The sequence below is a fragment of the Frigoribacterium faeni genome, assembly GCF_011761235.1.
In the GTDB taxonomy this organism is placed as follows: domain Bacteria; phylum Actinomycetota; class Actinomycetes; order Actinomycetales; family Microbacteriaceae; genus Frigoribacterium; species Frigoribacterium faeni_A.
Genome location: NZ_JAAOYW010000001.1, coordinates 1083112 through 1103416, shown reverse-complemented (window position 1 = coordinate 1103416; position 20305 = coordinate 1083112). Strand labels below are relative to the sequence as shown.

General features: G+C 73.9%; 18 protein-coding genes. 11 read left to right on the top strand and 7 right to left on the bottom strand.

From position 1 onward, the window contains the following. Nucleotides 1-35 precede the first annotated feature (35 nt). The 5 genes from FHR78_RS05085 to FHR78_RS05065 all read left to right on the top strand — a co-directional run bounded on the left by FHR78_RS05085 (nt 36) and on the right by FHR78_RS05065 (nt 4836). Nucleotides 36-998 carry a sugar-binding transcriptional regulator gene (locus FHR78_RS05085; RefSeq protein WP_166759356.1) on the top strand — a complete coding sequence of 321 codons (963 nt, stop codon included), beginning with the start codon at nt 36-38 and terminating at the stop codon, nt 996-998. 150 nt (nt 999-1148) lie between these two features. Further along, nucleotides 1149-1727: a type 1 glutamine amidotransferase domain-containing protein gene (locus tag FHR78_RS05080; RefSeq protein WP_166759355.1), complete on the top strand. Its 579-nt coding sequence runs from the start codon at nt 1149-1151 to the stop codon at nt 1725-1727. 146 nt (nt 1728-1873) lie between these two features. Continuing rightward, complete coding sequence (locus FHR78_RS05075) at nt 1874-2512, top strand: hypothetical protein (RefSeq protein ID WP_166759354.1); 639 nt, start codon at nt 1874-1876, stop codon at nt 2510-2512. Between the two features lie 125 nt (nt 2513-2637). Further along, nucleotides 2638-3846, top strand: a complete 1209-nt coding sequence (locus tag FHR78_RS05070; RefSeq protein WP_166759353.1) for a GAF domain-containing protein — start codon at nt 2638-2640, stop codon at nt 3844-3846. Between the two features lie 651 nt (nt 3847-4497). Beyond that, nucleotides 4498-4836 carry a hypothetical protein gene (locus FHR78_RS05065; protein WP_166759352.1) on the top strand — a complete coding sequence of 113 codons (339 nt, stop codon included), beginning with the start codon at nt 4498-4500 and terminating at the stop codon, nt 4834-4836. A gap of 46 nt (nt 4837-4882) precedes the next feature. Here the strand turns inward: FHR78_RS05065 and FHR78_RS05060 are convergent, their stop codons facing one another. From FHR78_RS05060 to FHR78_RS05045, 4 genes are all read right to left on the bottom strand, one after another. Then, nucleotides 4883-5230 (bottom strand): helix-turn-helix domain-containing protein, encoded by a 348-nt coding sequence (locus FHR78_RS05060; RefSeq protein ID WP_123546825.1) that lies wholly within the window; start codon nt 5228-5230, stop codon nt 4883-4885. A 118-nt stretch (nt 5231-5348) separates the two neighbouring features. Beyond that, complete coding sequence (locus tag FHR78_RS05055) at nt 5349-6176, bottom strand: ferritin-like domain-containing protein (protein WP_166759351.1); 828 nt, start codon at nt 6174-6176, stop codon at nt 5349-5351. Between the two features lie 22 nt (nt 6177-6198). Continuing rightward, entirely contained in the window at nt 6199-8598 is a 2400-nt protein-coding gene (locus tag FHR78_RS05050; protein ID WP_166759350.1) for an SDR family oxidoreductase, read from the bottom strand. Further along, the gene (locus FHR78_RS05045; protein ID WP_166759349.1) at nt 8595-9416 is read right to left on the bottom strand and encodes a hypothetical protein; all 822 of its coding nucleotides are present in this window, start codon (nt 9414-9416) and stop codon (nt 8595-8597) included. The genes FHR78_RS05050 and FHR78_RS05045 overlap by 4 nt, the downstream gene beginning before the upstream one ends. 85 nt (nt 9417-9501) lie before the next feature. Between FHR78_RS05045 and FHR78_RS05040 the strand changes: the two genes are divergently transcribed. The 6 genes from FHR78_RS05040 to epsC all read left to right on the top strand — a co-directional run bounded on the left by FHR78_RS05040 (nt 9502) and on the right by epsC (nt 16156). Then, on the top strand, nt 9502-10293 hold the full coding sequence (locus FHR78_RS05040) for an SDR family NAD(P)-dependent oxidoreductase (RefSeq protein WP_166759348.1): 792 nt from the start codon (nt 9502-9504) through the stop codon (nt 10291-10293). A gap of 2 nt (nt 10294-10295) precedes the next feature. Beyond that, nucleotides 10296-11267 carry a 1-acyl-sn-glycerol-3-phosphate acyltransferase gene (locus tag FHR78_RS05035; protein ID WP_166759347.1) on the top strand — a complete coding sequence of 324 codons (972 nt, stop codon included), beginning with the start codon at nt 10296-10298 and terminating at the stop codon, nt 11265-11267. Beyond that, the gene (locus FHR78_RS05030) at nt 11264-12970 is read left to right on the top strand and encodes an FAD-binding oxidoreductase (protein ID WP_347878057.1); all 1707 of its coding nucleotides are present in this window, start codon (nt 11264-11266) and stop codon (nt 12968-12970) included. The genes FHR78_RS05035 and FHR78_RS05030 overlap by 4 nt, the downstream gene beginning before the upstream one ends. A gap of 292 nt (nt 12971-13262) precedes the next feature. Then, nucleotides 13263-14585 (top strand): hypothetical protein, encoded by a 1323-nt coding sequence (locus FHR78_RS05025; protein WP_166759346.1) that lies wholly within the window; start codon nt 13263-13265, stop codon nt 14583-14585. Nucleotides 14586-14627: 42 nt separating this feature from the next. Next, nucleotides 14628-15566 carry a cysteine synthase A gene (gene cysK / locus FHR78_RS05020; protein WP_166759345.1) on the top strand — a complete coding sequence of 313 codons (939 nt, stop codon included), beginning with the start codon at nt 14628-14630 and terminating at the stop codon, nt 15564-15566. A gap of 38 nt (nt 15567-15604) precedes the next feature. Next, nucleotides 15605-16156, top strand: coding sequence for a serine O-acetyltransferase EpsC (gene epsC, locus FHR78_RS05015; protein ID WP_166759344.1), 552 nt, complete (start codon nt 15605-15607; stop codon nt 16154-16156). Between the two features lie 620 nt (nt 16157-16776). Here epsC and FHR78_RS05010 read toward each other — a convergent pair. The 3 genes from FHR78_RS05010 to FHR78_RS05000 form a co-directional block, all read right to left on the bottom strand. Next, nucleotides 16777-17124: an MmcQ/YjbR family DNA-binding protein gene (locus tag FHR78_RS05010; protein ID WP_166759343.1), complete on the bottom strand. Its 348-nt coding sequence runs from the start codon at nt 17122-17124 to the stop codon at nt 16777-16779. 104 nt (nt 17125-17228) lie between these two features. Continuing rightward, entirely contained in the window at nt 17229-18371 is a 1143-nt protein-coding gene (locus tag FHR78_RS05005) for an acyltransferase family protein (protein WP_166759342.1), read from the bottom strand. A 290-nt stretch (nt 18372-18661) separates the two neighbouring features. Continuing rightward, nucleotides 18662-20242 (bottom strand): MFS transporter, encoded by a 1581-nt coding sequence (locus FHR78_RS05000; protein ID WP_166759341.1) that lies wholly within the window; start codon nt 20240-20242, stop codon nt 18662-18664. Between the last annotated feature and the right edge of the window lie 63 nt (nt 20243-20305).

Sequence of the window (20305 nt, the reverse complement as noted above, 5' to 3'; positions counted from 1 at the left end):
CAACGTATCTGCACAGATGTGCACGGAGGTGCCGGATGGCCGAGACGACGACGTCCGAGAAGACCCACGACGCCCTGCGGGCGGCGCACCTGTACTACATGCAGGACCTGACGATGGAGGCGATCGCCTCCGAGCTGAACACGTCCCGATCGTCGGTGTCCCGCCTCCTCAAGGCCGCCCGCGAGACGGGCCTCGTCGAGATCCAGATCAAGTCGCCCCTCGACCAGGCGACGCGGTCGGCGGCCGCCCTGCACGACCGCTTCGGCGTCGTCGCGCACGTCGTGCCGGTGCCCGACCAGATCAGCGACGTCGACCGGCTCGAGCGCGTGGCGCTCTCGGCGGCGCGCACCATCACGCCCTACGTCGACTCGAACATGGTGATCGGCGTGGCGTGGGGCGCGACCCTGAGCGCCGTCAGCCGGTCGCTCGTGCCCCGGGCGACGCACAACTCGGTCGTCGTGCAGCTCAACGGCGCCGCCAACACGCGCACCACGGGCATCGAGTACGCGAGCGAGATCCTGCGGCGGTTCGGGGCCGCCTACTCGGCCGCGGTGCAGCAGTTCCCCGTGCCGGCGTTCTTCGACGACCCGGCGACGAAGCGGGCGCTGTGGCGCGAGAGCAGCACCAAGCGCGTGCTCGAGCTGCAGTCGTCGATGGACCTCGTCGTGTTCGGCGTCGGCTCGCGCGACGCCCGGGTGCCCAGCCACGTGTGGTCGGGCGGCTACCTCGAGAAGAGCGACCAGGTGAGCCTCGACCGCGACGGGGTCGTCGGCGACGTGGCGACCGTCTTCTACCGCGAGGACGGCTCGTCGGCCGACATCGCGATGAACGCCCGGGGCACCGGGCCCGACCTCGAGACGATCCGCCGTGCGCCGCGAAGGGTCTGCGTGGTCGCCGGCGAGGCGAAGGTCGCCGGGGTGCGCGGCGCCCTGGCCGCGGGGCTCGCGACCGACCTGATCCTCGACGAGGGCACCGCGCGGGCGCTGCTCGCCCGCTGAGCGGCGGGGCCGACGACCGGGTCCGTGCGGGGCCGGTGGGCGCGGCCGGCGGCCGGGGGACACCTGGCCGAGAGTGCCTCCAGGGGCGAGGCGTAGACCGGGTCTCGACATCGATCGGCCCGCACCGCGGGCCCGGAGGAGGAGAGCCCCATGGCCACCACCGATCTGACCGGACGCCGCGTGCTCGCGGTCGTCACCAACTACGGCGTCGAGCAGGACGAGCTCGTCGTGCCCGTCCGTGCCCTGCGCGACAGCGGCGCCACCGTCGTCGTCGCCGCCCAGTCGACCGAGCCGATCCAGACCCTGGTCGGCGACAAGGACCCGGGCGAGACCGTCCGTCCCGACACCACCATCGACGAGGTCGACGCCGCCGACTTCGACCTGCTGCTCGTGCCCGGCGGCACCATCAACGCCGACACGATCCGCCAGGACGCGACGGCCGTCTCGCTGGTCAAGGCGTTCGCGTCGGCCGGCAGCCCCGTCGCCGCGATCTGCCACGGGCCCTGGCTCCTGGTGGAGGCGGACCTGCTGAAGGGCAAGGAGCTCACCTCGTTCGCCTCCCTCAAGACGGACGCCTCGAACGCGGGCGGCTCGTGGGTGGACCGCTCGGTCGTCACCGACGTCGAGGGCGGCTTCACCCTCGTCACCTCGCGCGACCCCGACGACCTCGACGACTTCGTCGGCGGCATCCGCGACGCCCTCTCGACCGCGGGCGACAGCCAGGGCTGACCCTCCCCGCCTCGGGCACGACCCGGTGCCGGGACCGCCGGCCCGGCGCGGTCCCGGCACCGGGTCTTTAATCGGGGGAGCGCCGTGTCAGGACGGCCCGGGACGAGGAGCGACGCCATGGCAGCGGCAGCAGCGGGGGAGGCACCGTGAGGTGGCGGAGCACGCGCGGCGGCGGCGGGCCCGGCTCCTCCGCCGACCCGGCGCCCGTCGACCCGGCGGCCCTCGAGCGCGCGACCGGCGAGGGCCTGCTCATCGCCCGTGCCGCCGCCGTCGTGTCCGTCGCGAACCGCATCGTGGTCAGGGCCCTGCGCGACGACGACGTCTTCGACCACGACGAGACCGCCGCCTCGGTGCGCCGCACCCTGCACCGGCTCGCCGAGGAGCAGCGCTACCAGAACACCCGCATCGGGGCCGCGCGGGCGAAGGCCCTGAGGTCGAAGGGCCGGTCGCGGCACCAGCACGACTACCGCAAGGGCGACGACGAGACGCTGTGGTTCCGCGAGAAGACCTACGTCGCCGTGGCCGATCGCCTCGACGCCCTGCGGGACGACGACGAGTACGTCGACGACATCGTCCAGGCCGCGGTCGCCCGCGCCTGGGGCGACGTGGGCGACGCCGTGGTCTCGCGGGTCCGGGCGGCCGCGGTCGTCGTCGACGCCGCCTACGCGGAGGCACGCGACGAGCGGCTGGCCGGGCTGGGCGACGACCTGGCGGCGCTCGGGGAACGCGCGGCGTCGCGCCCGCGCGAGGCGTCGGGCGGCAGCGGGGCCCCGACCGCCTCCTAGGGTCGTCCTTCCCCCGTGCGGGGGCTTGCCCCCGCGGCCGGTCGCGGGCATCCTCGACGTACCCGTCCGGACGCCCCCGCCCGGTTCCCCCTCGACCACCCCGTGATCCGGGTCGGAGCCCCTGCATGCCTCGTCTGCCCCTGCCGCTCGTCCGGGCGTGGGTGCGCGCGCGCTACCGGGTCGTCGACGAGCTGCTGTCGACGCCCCGCCCCGACGACCACCCCGTTGGCCACGCCGCCGGCACCGACCCGGACCGCGTGCTCGTGCTCGGCAACGGACCGGCCGTGGGCTGGGGCGTGCGCAGCCACGACCTCGCGCTGCCGGGCACCCTGGCGCGTGCCCTGTCGGCCCGCACCGGGCGCGGCGCCGACGTCACGGCACTGGCCGACCCCGACGTGACCGTCGCGACCGCCGCCTCCTTGCTGGACGGTCACGACCTCGCCGGCCTCGACGCCGTGGTCGTCGTGCTCGGCGCGAGCGACGCCCTGCGGCTCGTGTCGCGGGCGCGCTGGTCGGCCGGGCTCACGGCCCTGCTCGACGCCCTCGAGGAGGCGGTCGACCCGTTCTGCGAGATCGTCGTCACGGGCATCCAGCCGCCGAGCTCGATCCCCAAGTTCACGATGCGCTGCGGCGGCGTCGTCGACCGGCACGCCCGGTCGCTCAACGCGCTGACCGAGGCCGTCTGCGCCCCGCGGGCCCGGGTGCGCGTCGTCTCGCCGCCCCCGCCCGCCGCCGCGCCCGAGGGCGTCGGCGAGCCGCCCCGCGCCTCCGTGCCGTACGCGGCCTGGGCCGCCGTGCTCGCCGACGTGCTGGCGCCGCTCGTCGACGTCGCCCTGGCGGCGGGCAGCACCGCCCGGCGCGCCCGGGAGGCGCCCCAGACCGACGAGCGCCGCATCGCCGCCGTGCGGGCGCTCGGCCTGCTCGACACCCCCGCCGAGAAGCGGTTCGACGACATCGTCGAGCGGGCGCGCGTGCTGCTCGGGGCCCAGGGCGCGGCGTTCTCGCTCATCGACGACGGACGGCACTGGAACAAGTCCGTCGCGGGGTCGTCGCAGGTGGAGGTGCCGATCGCGACGTCGTTCTGCTCGCAGACCGTGCGCAGCGGCGCCCCCATGGTCGTGCCCGACGCCTGGCGCGACGACCGCTTCGTCTCGCACCCGAGCGTGCGGTTCTACGCCGGGCACCCCGTCGAGAGCCCGGACGGCGTGCGCATCGGCGCGCTCTGCGTGGTCGACGCCGAGCCGCGCAGCGCCGAGAGCGTCGACCTGGTGCTGCTGCGCGAGCTGGCGCTGCAGGTGCAGCGCGAGCTGCGGGCCGTGCCGACGGGGCGCTGAGCGCGGCCGCTGGCGCGGCGCGGTCGCGCGCGCGCTCGGTACCCGGCGCTCGCGCGGCGCGACGGCGTCGAGGACTCAGGTGCGGGCGTCGCGGCCGTCCCGCGCGGCCGCGTCGGTGCGGGGTCGGGAGCCGCGCGTACCTGACTCGTCGACGCGTCCGTCGCCCGCTCCGCGGTCGCCGCGTGCCGCGTGCCGCCGCCCGCCGGTCGCGCGCCGCGGGACGCGACGGCGTCGAGGTCTCAGGTGTGGGCGTCGCGGCCGTGAGGCTCGGCCGCGCCGGTGCGGGGCTCGGAGCCGCGCGTACCTGATCCGTCGACGCGCCCGTCGCCCGCTCTGCGGTCGCCGCGCGGCGCTCGCTCCGCTTGCCGGTCGTGCGCCGCGGGACGCGGCGGTGTCGAGGACTCAGGTGCGGGCGTCGCGGACGTGCGGCTCGGCCGCGTCGGTGCGGGGCCGGGGGCCCCGCGCGGACCTGATCCGTCGACGCGCTCGCGGCGCCCGCTCCGCGGTCGCCGAGCGCCGCGGCCGCTCGGGCGCTCGTGCGTCGAGCAGTCAGGTGGCGGCGGCGCGTCAGCGCGGCGCGGGCCGGGCCCGGGCAGGCGCGCGGCGTCGTCGCCTGAGTCCTCGACGCGGGGCACGAGGCAGACTGGCCCGATGGCCGACGCATCCGCACCCCTCGTCACCCCCGACGGCCGCTACCTCGTCGTCCGCGGGCGGCTCTGGCGGCGCACCGACCCGTCGCTGCCCGAGGAGCGCCGGGCCGAGCTGGTGCACGAGCTGATGGAGGCGCGCCGCGCGAAGAAGACCGCGCTCGCCGACGACGATCCCGAGGCCCGCGAGGCCGCCCGGGCCCGCGTCGACACCGCGAAGACGGCCCTGGGCGAACGCGGACCGGTGTGGTGGGACGACGACGCCCCCGACGAGACCCGCCGCATGGCGGAGAACACCCGGTACGCCGAATGGTGGGCCGAGGCCGGCCCGCAGACTCCCTAGCGCCCTCGGCGCCCTGAGTCGCCGACGCCCCCGGCGCGTGGAGCCCCTAGCGCCCCTGGCGCTTCTTGAACGGCTTGGGCTGGCCCTTGACGGCCGGGGTGCGTCCCTTGCCCTTGGACGCCTTCGCCTTGCCGCCGGCCGGGGGAGCAGGCGGGGCGGGCGGGGTCGAGGGGCTGGCCAGCTCCTCCTCGGCGACCACGACGGCGGCGCGTCCCGCCTTGGTGAGACGGTACGGCGAGGCGTCGCGGTCGAAGAGCTTCTGCCCGAACTCGAGCTCGAGCGCCTCGATCGACGACTCGAGCTTCTGCCGCGAGATGCCGAGCTTGTCGGCCGCGACGGGGAAGTGCAGCACCTCGGCCGCGACGAGGAAGTGCCGCAGGTGGCTCGTCTTCACGTGGTGTCGCCTCTCGCTCGTCGGCCGGGTGCCCGACCGCCCAAGACTAACGGAGCGGCCGTGCGGCACCGGAGCGGCCGGGCGGCACCGGCCGCCCGGCGACGCCTCAGCGCACGCCTCAGGCGACGCTGACGGAGCCGCCCGTGGCGGGCCCGTGCGTGACGCCGAGCCCGTCGAGCGCCTTCTGGAAGATCGTCAGGCCCGACATGCCGGGCAGGTTCGAGATGTTCGCGTCGAGCTTCTCGGCGGCCTTGCGGCCCTCCTCGCCGCTCATCAGCTGGCCGAAGACGAACTTGACGTCGTCGAGCTCCATGATCGACGAGCCGACGGGTGCCCAGACCTTCTGCAGCAGGAACCGCGTCAGCTTCTGCGCCTTCTTGCTCTTGAGCAGCCGCTCACGGGCCTGCGAGACGTAGAAGGCGACGTGGCGCGACTCCTGGCGGGCGATGCGGACGAGCAGCTCGGCCAGCACCGGGTCCTTCTCGAGGGCGGCCATGCGCTTGTAGGCGGCGACGGCGCTGTACTCGTTGGCGGCGCCCCACGACATGTGCACGGCGACGAAGTCGGAGCCGACGAACTTGCCGAGCAGGCCCTGCTTGACCGGGTCGAGCTTGTCGCGCCAGCCGAGCTTGAGGCGGTTCGCGCGGAGCTGGTCGTAGTCGACCTTCTCGCCGTGCACCTCGAGGATGGCGGCGAGGGCCTCGCCGTGCCAGAACTCCTCGCGGTTCCACATGGTCATGAAGGTCGAGACGTCGCCCTCCTTGTGCGAGGGCGTCGTCAGCAGGTCGCGGGTGTAGCAGACGGTGTGGTACTCGACGTCGGCCATGTAGCGCAGCGTGCGGAGGGAGTCCGGGCTGAGCGGGTTCTCCTTGAAGTGGTCCAGGTCGAGGTCGTCCCAGGTGATGCGCTCGCTGGTGGCGGCGAACTTGTCGATGTCGAAGGCCATGTGGCGTCAGGAGGCTCGGGCGCTAGGCCCTGTCTCCTTCTCCTTTCGGGGTGGTGCCGACGGCGGGGGCCGTCGTCGAGCCGGACGCGGACGAACCGCGGGCACGCGACCAATCTCGGATGCTCCATCTTCTTCGGAGCGCTTCGCGGGCGAGATTGGCGTCGGGGTTGACGGCAGACGGGTTGCCGAGCATCTCCAGCCACGCCAGGTCGGCGTGGCTGTCACCGTACCCGTACGAACCCGAGAGGTCGACGCCCTCTTCGAGGGCCCACTGGGCGAGCCAGGCCGCTCGGGCCTCGTCGACGAGCGGCGGCTGGGCGAGGTAGCCGGTCAGGACCCCGTCGCGCTGGTGCATCGTGCTCGCGACGACCTCGTCGAAGAGGTGCGCGATGGGGGTCGCCAGCGTGCCGATCGAGCCCGTGACGAGCACCGTGCGGTGCCCGGCGGCGCGGTGCTCGGCGATGCGGGCGAGGGCCTCGGGCAGGGTGTGCCGCCGCACGGTCTCGGCGTAGCCCGCCGAGCGCACGACGCCCTGCAGCCGCGAGACCGGCATGCCGGCGTAGCGCCGCAGGAACGCCCGGATGAACTCGCCGCGGTCGCGCCCCTCGGCCCGCAGGTAGGCCGGCAGCCCGGTGAGCAGCGACGCGACCTCGGCCGGCCAGGCCGCCTTGCGGAACCCGTTCGAGCGCACCCAGAGGTACTGCTCGACGATGTTCGAGTCGAGCACGGTGCCCTCGAGGTCGAAGACGGCCACGACGTCGGTGCGCTGCGGCAGGGCGCGGGTGTCGAGCACGGCCCCGGCCGCGGCGGGCCGCACCGAGAAGGCGCGCGTCATCGCGGTGATCGACGGGAAGTGCACGGTCTGGAAGTAGTCCTCCCAGTCGATGTCGGTCACGTCGAAGCCGATGTCGGCCGGCGACCCGGCGGGCAGGCCGTCGTGCAGCGCGCGCGTGCGGCGGTCGTCGAAGATGATCTCGGACTGCACGTAGTGGCGGTACAGGTCGGTGAGGCTCTGCAGCGACTCGAGGTCGGCCCGGCGCGTCTGCACGTCGGTGAGGGCCGTGCGGGTGCGCGTCGTCGACGGCAGCCGCACGAGCACGCGCTCGCGCCAGTCGTTGGCGCGCTGCGCGGTGCGGATGGCGCCCTCGACCTTGCGCACGCCGGGGAAGTCCCAGGTCGGCACTGGGATGCTCGTGTGCTCGTCGCGCGGCAGCGGGTTCGCCGTGAAGAACGTCTTGAGGTTGTCGAACATCCGCAGGATCGGGAACGGGTTGCTGTTGCCCGACGCGACGTGGAAGTACTGCGGCTCGGGGGCGACGGCGGCACCGGCACTCGCACCGGCACCGGACTCAGCGGAGGACGTCGAGGCCGAGGAGGCGCCGGCCGGGTTGGCCGCGACGGCCAGGATCACGTTCACCACGTAGTCCACCGGCACGATGTCGAGCACGCTGTCGGGCACCCCGGGGAACTCGGGCAGCAGGCCCCGGGCGTACGACATGATCAGCGGGTCGGCGACCTTGAAGCCGTCGATCCAGCCCGGGTAGGGGTGGCGCAGCGCGCTCTCGACGATCGCGGGGCGGACCACCGACAGGCGGTGCCCCTCGGCGGCCCAGAGCTGCTCGGCCGCGCGCTCGGCGAACGCCTTCGTCAGCGTGTAGACGTCGGTCCAGCCGAGGGTCTCGGCGCGGGTGCGCCCGTAGTCGACGAGACGGGCGGCCACCCAGGCGACCCGCGCCTCCTCGGCTGCGGCCGCGACCGCCTGCGGTCCGGTCTTGCCGTGTCCGGCCCGGCCCTCGGCGAGGAACCTGCGCAGCGTCTCGGGCTGCCGCGACGCCGCTTCGACGCGGGCGCGGGCGTCGCGCGCAGCGGCGTGCTCGGCCCGCCAGTCGACGTCGTGCCGCAGCGCGGCCTCGGGGAACACGCCCTTGCGGATGCCGCCGACGTACGCGGTCGACACGTGCACGACGTGCGGGTCGCCGCCCGCCGCGACGAGCGCCTCGTAGAGGCCGACGGCCCCGCCGACGTTCGTGTCGAAGGCCTGGTCGATGGGCGGGTCGAACGACACGGTCGAGGCGCTGTGGATGACGACGTCGAGGTCGCGGGGCAGCGCCGGCAGCGAGCCGAGGCCGCTCTCGACGACGCGCAGCCGCTCGGTGAGGGCGCGCTCGACCTCGTCGGCCCCGACGCGTTCGCGCCACGACGCGAAGACGGGCTTCTTGAGCAGGTGGCGCAGGCGCGCGAGCGCCGAGGTGCCGGCCTTGGGCCGGATCAGCAGCGTGACGGTCGTGTCGGGGTGCGACGACAGCAGGCGCTCGAGGATCGCCTGCCCGACGAACCCGGTGCCGCCGGTCAGCAGCACGTGCGACGAGCCGAGGCTCGTCTCGGTCGAGCCCGGCACGGACGAGGGGACGGAGGCGGTCATGCGGTGAGCTTTCGTGTCACGGCGGCGCCCACGGAGGCGTCGAGTCCGGGCAGGGAGGCGACGCGGTCGCCGACGGCGTCCGCGCGCAGGTGGCCCTCGGCGCCGCCCCACACCGCGGCGTCGAAGAAGGTGCGCTCGGCGTCGGCGCGCTCGACGGCGCCGAGGGGCCAGACCGCCGTCGACAAGGAGGCGCGGGTCTGCTTGACGGCGCGGGCCGAGTCCTCGAGGCGCCAGCGGGCCTCGACGTCGAAGAACTCCTCGTGCCGCGCCTTGACGGTGCGGAGGCGCTCGACGACCGCGGTCAGCGCGGGGTGGCCGGCCCGCTCGACGAGGACGTCGTAGGCGTGCGCCATGACCCACTCGTCGACGAGTCCGGTGGTCATGTGGACGGCCACGATCGGCACGCCGCGTCCGATCGCCTCGACGGCGCGCGTGATCGGGCCGCGCCGCTCGACGGCCTCGCCGGCGCTGTGTCGGCGGGGCCCCTCCTCGACGTCCTTGAGGCGCGGCTCGCCGTTCGCCTCGAGCACGGCGTCGATCGCGTCGGCGATCCAGAACTTCTCGAAGGCCCAGGTGACGAGGAATGCGGTGACGCGGGCGTCCTTGTGGGTGGCCGTGACGAGCAGGTTGCGGAGGTGCTCCATGGTCGCGCTCTCGAGGCGGCCGAGGTGCCGCAGGAGGCGCAGCTCGTCGGCGCCCACCGGTGCGGTCGCGAAGGGGGCGAGGTCGAGCTCGGGACGCAGCGTGCCCTGGGCGGTGAGGGTGAACGCGCGGATGTCGAAGGCGCCCGAGTCGTAGGGGTCGCGAGCGGTCGTCATGGCTGTGTTCCTCCAGGGACCTCGTGGCGGTGGTGATCGGGGCACGATGCACGCGGATTCCCGACAAGACCGTATCGTAAGCGTCATGGCAACAGCGCTCGTCACCGGGGGCACGTCCGGCATCGGTGCCGAATTCGCCCGTCAACTCGCCGCCCGCGGCTGGGACCTCGTCCTCGTCGCCCGCGACGCCGCCCGACTCGACCGGACCGCCCTCGAGCTGAGGGCCCTCGGCCGCGACGTCGAGGTGCTCGCCGCCGACCTCGGCGACCGCTCCGACGTCGACCGCGTCGCGGCTCGGCTGGCCGACGCCGTCCGGCCCGTCGACCTGCTCGTCAACAACGCCGGGTTCGGCGTCCACGAGCCCCTCACGAGCACCGACACGGCCGTGCACGACCAGGCGTTCGAGGTCATGGTGCGGAGCGTGCTGGTGCTGTCGGCGTCCGCGGCACGCGCGATGCGCCTCCGTGGCTCGGGCCACGTCGTCAACGTCGGCAGCGTCGCCGGGCACATGGCGATGGGCAGCTACTCCTCGATCAAGGCGTGGGTCAACTCGTTCAGCGAGGGCCTGGCGGTCGAGCTGCGGGGCAGCGGCGTCGGCGTCACGGTGCTCCAGCCGGGGTGGGTGCGCACCGAGTTCCACGAGCGCGCCGGCATCCGGTCGTCGTCCATACCGAACTCGATGTGGCTCAGCGCCGAACGACTGGTGTCCGCGTGCCTGCGCGACGTCGAGAGAGGCAAGGTGGTGTCGATGCCCACGCTCCGGTACAAGGTGCTCATGGGGCTGGTCAAGCACGCTCCCGGCAGCGCCGTGCGGGCCGTCTCGGCGGCGATCTCGTCGAGCCGACGCACCCCGGCCGACGCGCCGGTGGAGCGGTGACGGTGGCAGGCGACGGACCCGACGAGACCGGACGCGCGCCGCACCCTCGCCGTGAGGCGGTCGCCCGCGCCGCCGTCGACGTCAAGGACCGCTTCAGCTCGCGCGGCCACGCGATGGCCCGCTACGTCGCCCAGCGCGTCGTGCTCAAGCCCACCATCTGGTCGATCACGAGCGTCACGGTCATCGACCGCGACCGACTGAAGGGCGTGGAGGGCGGCTTCATCGTCGTCGCGAACCACTCGAGCCACCTCGACGCGCCGCTCATCCTCGGGGCGCTGCCCCGCCGCCTCGCCCGCTACCTCGCGACCGGGGCCGCCGCCGACTACTTCTTCGACGTGCCCTGGCGGCGCAAGCTCACCGAGCTCTTCTTCAACGCGTTCCCGGTGCAGCGCGGCTCGTCGACGGCGACGCCGGCAGGCACGCCCGGGTCGCCGCGGCCCGAGGCGCCCGGCGCCGTGGCGGCCGCCGCGGCTGCCGCGGGGTCGGCGCCCGCGGGCGCCGGCAGCACCGCCGGCGCCGGCACCAGCGCGGCGTCCGCGGGCCCGAGTGCCGCCCGCAAGCGCGCGGCGGCCAAGATCGCCGCCCGTCGACGGGCCGGCCAGCCCACCGTCAGCGCCCGCTCGCTGCTCGAGCGCGGCTACCCGGTGCTGGTGTTCCCGGAGGGCACCCGGTCCAAGGACGGCACCGTCGCCTCCTTCAAGCCCGGCGCGGCCGCGCTGGCCGCCGCCTGCGACGTGCCGATCATCCCGCTCGCGCTCATCGGGGCGCACATCGCCCACCCGCGCGGGTCGAGCTGGCCGCGCCCCGGGCGGCTGCCGGTCGGCGTCGCGTTCGGCGACCCGATGCGGCCCGAGCCCGGCGAGACCCCCCTCGAGTTCTCCGCTCGGCTGCGCGCCGAGATACTGCGTCTGAAGGACGCCAACACCGCCCGTATCCTGGGCCCAGAACACCCGTCCGAAGGAGCACGCCCGTGACCGACGTCCAGAACAAGCCCGAGACCACGGTCGTCGACCACGGCGTCGCGCACATGAAGTGGTGGGGCTGGGGCGTCGAGGGCGTCGCGTTCCACCACGAGGACAAGCCCGGCTTCGCGCCCTTCGTCAAGAAGATCGTCGGCGTCGAGCTGACGAGCGGCCAGCACGACACCGGCCTCGACTTCTCGCAGCTGACGGTGCCGGCCTCGCGCGCCTCGGCCGAGGTCGTCGACTCGCTCGTGCAGATCGTCGGGCCCGAGCACCTCGACCAGGGCGACCACGACCGCGTCGTCCACACCTACGGCAAGAGCATCCGCGACCTGATCCGCATCCGCGCCGGCGTCCTCGAGCGCGTGCCCGACCTCGTGGTCTACCCGGCCGACGAGGCCGAGGTGCAGCAGATCGTCGACCTGGCCGTGGCCAGCGACGTCGTGCTCATCCCGTTCGGCGGCGGCAGCAACATCGTCGGCAGCCTCGAGCCGATGCCCACGGAGGAGCGCACCGTCGTGTCGCTCGACATGGGCCGCCTCTCGAAGGTGCTCGACATCGACGAGGACGGCGGGCTCGCCCGCATCCAGGCCGGCGGCCAGGGCCCCGACCTCGAGGAGCAGCTCAACGCCCGCGGCTGGACCCTCGGGCACTTCCCGGACAGCTTCACGCACTCGACGATGGGGGGCTGGGTCGCGACCCGCTCCTCCGGCATGCAGAGCGACAAGTACGGCGACATCGCCGACATCACCAAGGGGCTGCGCGTCGTGCGCCCCGGCGGCGTGCTCGCCATCCGCGCCGTGCCGAGCGCCTCGACCGGCCCGTCGCTGCGCGAGATGATCATCGGCTCGGAAGGTCGCCTCGGCGTCATCACCGAGGTGACCGCGCAGGTGCACCGCCTGCCCGAGAAGCGCGAGATCCTCGCCTACCTGTTCCCGTCGTGGCACGACGGCCTCGCCGCGATGCAGGCCATCGCCGAGAGCGACGCCAGCCCGTCGGTGACCCGCGTCTCGGACGCGCACGAGACCGCGTTCTCGTTCGCGACCTCCAAGGCGAGCACGGGCATCTCGAAGGTGGTCAACGACGCGCTCCCCAAGGTGCTGAAGGCCAAGGGCTGGGACGTCGACGCGATGTGCCTGTCGTTCATCGGCTACGAGGGCAGCCCCGAGCACGTCGCCCACACCCAGAAGGCCGTCGCCAAGATCGTCAAGGCGAACCGCGGCATGGGCGTCGGCAAGGGCCCCGGCAAGCTCTACGACCAGAAGAAGTTCGACACCCCCTACCTGCGCGACTTCTTCATGGACCACGGCGGCGCCGCCGACGTCTCCGAGACCGCCGCGCCGTGGTCGAAGCTGCGCGCCGTGTCGTCGCGCGTCTACGCCGCCGCGAACCAGGCGTTCGACCAGATCGGCGTCCAGGGCTGGATCATGGGGCACCTGTCGCACTCGTACCACTCGGGCGCCTGCCTCTACTTCACCTTCGCCTTCGAGCACGGCGAGCAGGCCGAGGCCGAGTACGACGTCGTGAAGCACGCCATCCAGCAGGCCTTCATCGACACCGGCGCGACCGTCTCGCACCACCACGGCGTCGGCCTCGAGCACACCCCGTGGCTCGCGCAGGACGTCTCGGAGCAGGGCGTCGCCGTCATGCAGGGGCTGTTCGACTCGGCCGACCCGGGGCGCGTGTTCAACCCGGGCAAGGTCACCGGCAAGTAGGGCCCGCAGGGGCTGCCGCCGCCCCGTCGTTCCTCCGCCCCGTCGCGCCTCGTGCGCGGCGGGGCGGTGGTGCGTCCGGGGGTGCGGGCGGTGGTGCCCCCGGGGTGCGGGCGGCGGTGCGCGCACCGTGTGCCGTCCTCGAGGACGGGGAGGCGCCTCCTCGGTCGTCGTCCCGTCCCCGTCGTCGAGGTATCCTCGATCCAGTACCGGACCCCTCGCCTCCCGGACCGCCCGTCGCACGCTCACCGGGCGGAGCGGCAGGGCGTCCTCTCGACCGCCAGGAAGGCACCCCATGCGATCACCGCTCGTCCGGAGGCTCGTCGTCGCGACGACCGCACTCGCCCTCGTCTCGGGGGGAGCCCTCGTGGGGGTGCCGGCCCACGCGGAGGTCCCGACCGGCTCGACCGACGCGGCGGTGGCCGATGCGCAGGTGGCCGACCCGGCAGCGGGCGACGCGACAGCGGGCGACGCGGCACCGGCCGATGCGGCGCCGGTGCAGGACGCCGCGCCGTCGTCGGCGTCCGTCGCCGTGCCGCCGGTCTCGGCCGAGCCTGCCGCACCCGAGGACGGAGTGGACGTCGAGGTCGAGCCCTCGGCCCCTGTCTCGACGTCCGTCGCGCCCACGGCGGAGGCCTCGCCGTCCGTCGCGGCCGCGGCGCCGAGCCCCGAGGTGCCGTCGCTCAGCGTCAGCCCGACGACCGTGACCGACCTCGACCTCCTGGACTTCGGCGTCTACGTCACCGCCAACGGGCTCCTCCCCGCGGAGAAGGCGACGGTCACGCTGACCCGGTCGGACGACTCGGTCGTGCCGACCGAGGTGGTGAACGACTTCCGGACGTCACGGGTCCGCGAGGACGGCCTCCGGTACGACGAGTACAACTTCTCCGTGCGGTCCACCACGCAGGAGCCCGGCGGGTCGACGCTCACGCTGACGGTCGCCGGGGTGACCTCGGGGATCGTCCTGACCGAGCAGATCTCGGTCACCACGTACGTGTACCCGCTCAAGACGCCCGTCGTGTCCACTCCGTCGGCCGGAGAGCAGGTCGTGGGCGACGGCGCCACGTTCAGCGGCGTCTCGTACCGCTACGTCGGCATCAGCCTCATCGTCCTGCCGCCGGGGTGGGAGCACCTCCGCAGGCTCAGCTCCTTCGAGCTCTCGCTGCTCGACGACGACGAGCTCCCGCCGGCGGGCACCTACTTCCTGACGGCGTTCGACCCGCCCGTCCTCACCGACGGCGCGGGGCAGTGGTCGGTCACCGTCCCGCTCGCTCCCGGCGACTACACCGTGAGCGCGCGAGCGGCCACGGTGGACCAGTTCTCGGGCGAGACGGACTGGGAGGGGCAGTTCTCCGACTGGTCCGACCCGACGGCGTTCTCGGTCGTCGCAGCCCAGGACCCGGCGGCCCCGGCCGTCGTGCCCGTCGCGGGTGGTCCGGCGTCTCCCGGGGCGGACTCGTCCGTCGCGGCCGGGACGACCGCGCTCGCCTACACCGGCACCGACTCGACGGGAACGACGGTGGCCGGCGCCTCCGGACTCGGCCTCGCTCTCCTGGGGCTCGTCCTCGTGCTCGTCACCCGGCGTCGCAGCCGCGTGGTGGCCGACCGGTCCGCCTAGACTCGTCCCGACCGTTCTGACCCCCGCAGGGAAGGCCCGCCCATGACCGGCATCCACGACGACATCACCTCGGCCTTCGGCGACACGCCCCTCGTGCGCCTCAACCGGCTGGCCGTGCCGGGCGGGGCCGAGGTCGTCGTGAAGCTCGAGTTCTACAACCCGGGCGCCAGCGTCAAGGACCGCCTCGGCGTCGCCATCGTCGACGCGGCCGAGGCCTCGGGGCAGCTGCAGCCCGGCGGCACCATCGTCGAGGGGTCGAGCGGCAACACCGGCATCGCGCTCGCGCTGGTCGGGGCGGCCCGCGGCTACCGGGTCGTCATCACGATGCCCGAGACCATGAGCGTCGAGCGCCGCACCCTCATCAAGGCCTACGGGGCCGAGGTGGTGCTGACGCCCGGCAGTGAGGGCATGCGCGGGGCCGTCGAGCGCGCCAGGCAGATCGTCGACGAGACCGAGGGCGCCATCTGGGCGCAGCAGTTCGAGACGCAGGCCAACGCCGAGATCCACCGGCGCACGACGGCCCGCGAGATCCTCCGTGACACCGGCGGCGAGATCGACGTCTTCGTCGCCGGCGTCGGCACGGGCGGCACCATCACCGGCGTCGGCAGCGTGCTGCACGAGGAGGTGCCGGGCGTGCAGGTCGTCGCTGTCGAGCCCGCCGACTCGCCGCTGCTCAGCGAGGGCAAGGCCGGACCCCACAAGATCCAGGGCATCGGCGCGAACTTCGTGCCCGAGGTGCTCGACCGGTCGCAGATCGACGAGGTGTTCCCGGTGCAGCTCGACGACGCCCTCCGGGTCGCTCGCGACCTCGGCACGAAGGAGGGCATCCTCTCCGGCATCTCGTCCGGTGCGATCGTGCACGCCGCGCTCGAGATCGCGGCCCGGCCCGAGAACGCCGGCAAGCGCATCGTCGCCATCGTGTGCGACACGGGCGAGCGGTACCTCTCGACAGTGCTGTTCCAGGACCTCGCGGACGCCTAGCGTGCGGAGCCGCCGGCGACCGTCCGGGAGAGGCTGACGTGCGGCTGCTCGCGCGGCTGGGCGAGGACGTGGCGACCGTCCGGCAGCGGGACCCCGCGGCGCGGGGGCGGGTCGAGACGGTCGTCGTCTATCCCGGCCTGCACGCGATCTGGGCGCACCGGGTCACGAGTCGGCTCTGGCGGGCCGACGGGCTGCTCCGACTGCTCGGATCCCGGTTCGCGGCTCGCGTGCTCTCGCAGCTCGCCCGCACCGCCACCGGCGTCGAGATCCACCCCGGGGCCGTCATCGGCCGCCGGTTCTTCATCGACCACGGCATGGGCACCGTGATCGGCGAGACGGCCGTGGTCGGCGACGACTGCACCGTGTTCCACGGCGTGACGCTGGGCGGGAAGGGCGGACGCGGAGCCGCCGGCCGCCGCCACCCGACCCTCGAGCGCGGCGTCACCGTGGGGGCGGGGGCGGCCGTGCTCGGCGGCGTCGTCGTCGGGGCAGGCAGCGTCGTGGGCGCCGGGGCCGCCGTGACGCACGACGTGCCGCCCGGGAGCGTCGCCGTCGGCGTGCCCGCGGTCGCACGGCCGCGCGGCGCGTAGCCCGCGCACTGCGCACTGCGCGCCCGTTCTCCGCGAGCGGGGGGGCGAGCTCGTCGTCGCCGCGTCGGGGCCCGGCCCATCGCTCGTGTCGACGATTCAGGTGACTCGTGCGGTCGCCCGACCCGCTGCCGCACGGAGCCGCGGAGCGCCCCCGCGCCTCCTGAGAGCTCGACGCCGCAGCTCGCCCCGAGGGGGAGCCTCGTGGCCGAGTCCTGCGCTGGCCGCCGACGGCCGACGCGCGCCTGCCGGACGTGGCGCGTCGAGGGTTCAGGAGACGGGGCCGTAGTGCGGTCGAGAACCGTTCGCCGCCGCCCGCCAGTGCTTCCGCGTCCTGACTCCTCGACGCTGCGAGCCACGCCGAGCGAGCGGGGACGGCGCCCGCAGCAGCCGCGGCACCCGCAGCGATCGATCCGTGTCAGCAGGCCTCGGCCAGAGTGCGTCGACGGTTCAGGTGATGGAGATGCTGCGGAACGGGCTCACGGCCGTCGATCGAGTCCCTGCACCCACCGCGCCTGAATCCTCGACGTGCGAAGCGTCAGGCCGTGACGCGGTGACGCGCGTTGCGGTGGCATGATGCGCTGGCTCGACGCGGGGCGCCGACTAGGTGCGCGACGCGGCGACTACGCGAGCGGCCGACGCGACGCGGGCATCGCCGCGACGACGCGGTCGTACGAGTTGCCGACCAGGTCCTCGACCATCGTGGCGGGGAGGTCGCCCGACAGATCGAGCGTGATCCAGTGGCGCTTGTTCAGGTGCCACCCCGGCGTGATCTCGGGGTGCTCCGCGCGCAGTTGCTCGCCGTGCTCGGGCACGACCTTGAGCGAGACGCTGGGCGTCTCGGCGTCGACCGGCACGAGCGCGAAGATCTTGCCCCGCACCTTGTACACGGCGATCTCGAAGCCGAAGGGGAACGTCAGCTCGGCCGAGGGCTGCTCGGCGCAGAACGCCTGCACTTCGACGGTCGTCATGGCCATGCGCCCAAGGATGCCAGCTGCCGCCGACATGAGCGGGCACGGGCCCTGCAGCGCAGACGCTCGACGGGGAACGTCGCTTCCGTCGGGCGTCGTCGGCGTCAGGCGTTCGTGAGCTCGCGCTCCTTCGGGGACTCGACCCGCGCCTCCTTCGAGGACGAGCCGAAGCGGTCCTTGAGGCGCAGGGCCGGGCCCTCGACGAACCGGTGCGACAGCCACGCCGTGGCGATGGACGCGGCGATCACGGCGACGATGCCCAGGGCACCCGGGACGACCGGGGTGATCAGCGCGATGAAGAGGACGTGCCAGAGGTAGATCGGGTACGACAGCGCCCGGCCGAACCAGGCGATCGGGCCCAGCGAGAGCACGCGAGCCGGCAGCGACGCGCGGGAGACCAGGCCGCCGATCAGCAGGGCGGACGCCACGGCGACGCCGGGGAGCATCACGGTGAACGTCGTGACGGTCTGCTGCCAGCCGCTGCCGATGAGCGCGAGCGATCCGACGACGCCGGCGAGGCCGACCCACGTGGCGACGGAGCCGAAGCGGCCTCGGAACGCGGCACGGCCCTTCTCCGACCCCATGACGAGCGCGAGCGCGCAGCCAAGCAGCAGCGGGGCGACGTTCAGGACCGGGCTGAAGTAGATGTCGGGGGTCGAGCCGCCCGAGGGTGCGCTGAACAGGAGCCCGGACGCGACGACGGAGGCCACGACGAGCGCCCCGAGCACGGCGACCATGACGCGGCGGGTGGCGACCACGGCGACGAGGAGCATGAGGAGGGGAGGCCAGACGATGTAGAACTGCTCCTCCATCGAGAGGCTCCACATGGGGGAGAACACGCCCTGGGACTCGCCGAAGAACGAGCGGGCGACGTTGCCGGTGTAGGTGAGGGCGACCGCGGCGGCGCCGAGGGCGCTCATGGTCGAGCCCTGGTAGTCGCCGATGAGCCACCAGAGGGCGACGCCGACGACGACGACCGCGAGCAGCGTGGGGTACAGCCGCAGCACGCGGCGCACCCAGAAGCGGCCGAGCCGGATGCGACCCGTGCGGGCGTGCTCGCCGAGCAACAGGGTCGTGATGAGGTAGCCGGACAGGACGAAGAAGACGTTGACGCCGACGAATCCGCTGCCGAAGCCGGGCACGTGCAGGTGGTACAGCACCACGAAGGCGATGGCGATCGTCCGCAGGCCGTCGAGCGGCAGGACGCGGTCGCGGCGCGTCGATGTCGTCGGGGGAGCGAGGGGCATCAGCCCAGTGTGCCTGCTCGACCTCGGATCTGCCCGGGTGCGGGGGACGGCGCGGCCGAGGCCGGGCGGGGTGCGCGCGCGGGTGCGGGTGGGCGAGGGCGGGGCGGCATGCGGCGCAGCCGAGGAGGCGTCGAGGAGTCAGGTGCCGGCGGGGCCGCGCCCCGCTGCGGCTGGCGGGACGACGGCAGGGCGCCGACGACTCCTGAGTCGTCGACGCCCTGCGTCTGCTGTGGCGGGCACGCCGGGCACGGTGCGCGATCACCCGCGCGCCGGCCGACACGCCGGGTGCGTCAGGCCGAGGGGCTCTCGCTGCGCTCCGCGCCTCGCTCGGCCCCCGCGCCCGCGGCGCTGCCGCCACCGGCACCGGCACCCGCACCGGCACCCGCACCCGCCGGCCGGCCGTGGCCGACCCGGCGCGGCAGCGCGAACACGAGCGCGAACGCGACCAGGGCGAACGCGGCGCTGACGCCCATGGCTGCGGCCGCCGCGTCGGTGAACCCGGCGGCGCGCCCCGCGTCCGTGGCGAGCTCGCGGCCGCCGGGCAGCGACCCGAACAGCACGCTGCCGATGATCGCGATGCCGACCGCCGAGCCGATCCGCTGGATCGCCGAGATGACGGCGCTGGCCGAGCCGGCGTCCTGCGGGTCGACGGTCGCGACGATGAACTGCACGTTCGGCGCGATGAAGAAGCCGTTGCCGAGGCCGGCGACGAGCAGCGGCACGAGCAGCAGCCAGTTGGTGAGGTCGGCCGCGTCGACGACGGTCAGGATGACCCACATCGCGCCGAGGCCGAGCGTCACGAGGGCGGTGCCGAGCACGAGCACGTTGCGTCCCAGCTTCTGGGCGAGCTGGTTGCTCTGCGACGACGAGATGATGCTGCCCACCGCGAACGGGATGGCGACGGCGCCCGAGGCGAGCGCGCTGTTGCCGAGACCCGACTGCCAGAGCAGCGAGATCGTGAAGAAGATGCTGGTGAACGCCGCGAAGTAGACGAGGGCCAGCACGACTCCGCCGGTGAACTGCGGGTGCGAGAACAGCTTCGGCGGGACGAGGGGCGTGCGGCCGCGGCGGGTGTAGGCGACCTCCCAGAGGCCGAAGAGCGCGAGCAGCACGAGGCCGCCGGCGATGCTGAGGTACGTCCAGAGCGGCCAGCCCTCGTCCTGTCCCTGGATGAGCGGGACGAGCAGCGCGACGAACGCGCCCGACACGAGCAGCAGGCCGAACCAGTCGAGGCCGCGGTCGGGCCGGGGCACGGACTCGTCGCGACGGGGCAGCAGCACGGCCGCGGCGATCAGGGTGATGATGCCGAAGGGCAGGTTGACGAAGAAGACGAGGCGCCAGCCGTGCTCGTCCCCGAACGCCTGGATCAGCAGTCCGCCGATGATCGGCCCGAGCGCCGACGAGACGCCGATGACGGCGCCCATGATCGCGAACGCCTTGCCGCGTGAGCGACCGGGGAACAGCAGCTGGATGAACGCGGTGACGGCCGGCACGAAGATGCCGCCCGCGAGGCCCTGCACCACACGGAACACGACGAGCTGGTGGTCGCTCGTCGCGACGCCGCAGGCGAGGCTGGCGAGCGTGAAGAGCAGCACGCCGGCGAAGTAGACCCACTTGTGGCCGATGCGGTCGCCGATGCGCCCGGCCGGGATCAGCGTCAGCCCGAAGGCGAGCGCGTAGCCCGAGATGATCCACGAGAGCGTCGACTCCGAGGCGTCGAGGTTCGTCCGGATCGTCGGCAGGGCGACGTTGACGATCGTCGTGTCGAGCAGTGCGATGAACATGCCCAGCAGCAGCGCCGAGAGGGCGAGCCACGACTGGCGTGGGATGGCGGGCGCGGGGGCGGCTGCCCGCGCGGTGGCGTCGGTCATGGTGTGCCTTTCAGGGGGCAGGGTCGGGTGTCCGGCGCGAGGCCGGGAGTGATCCAGGAGGAG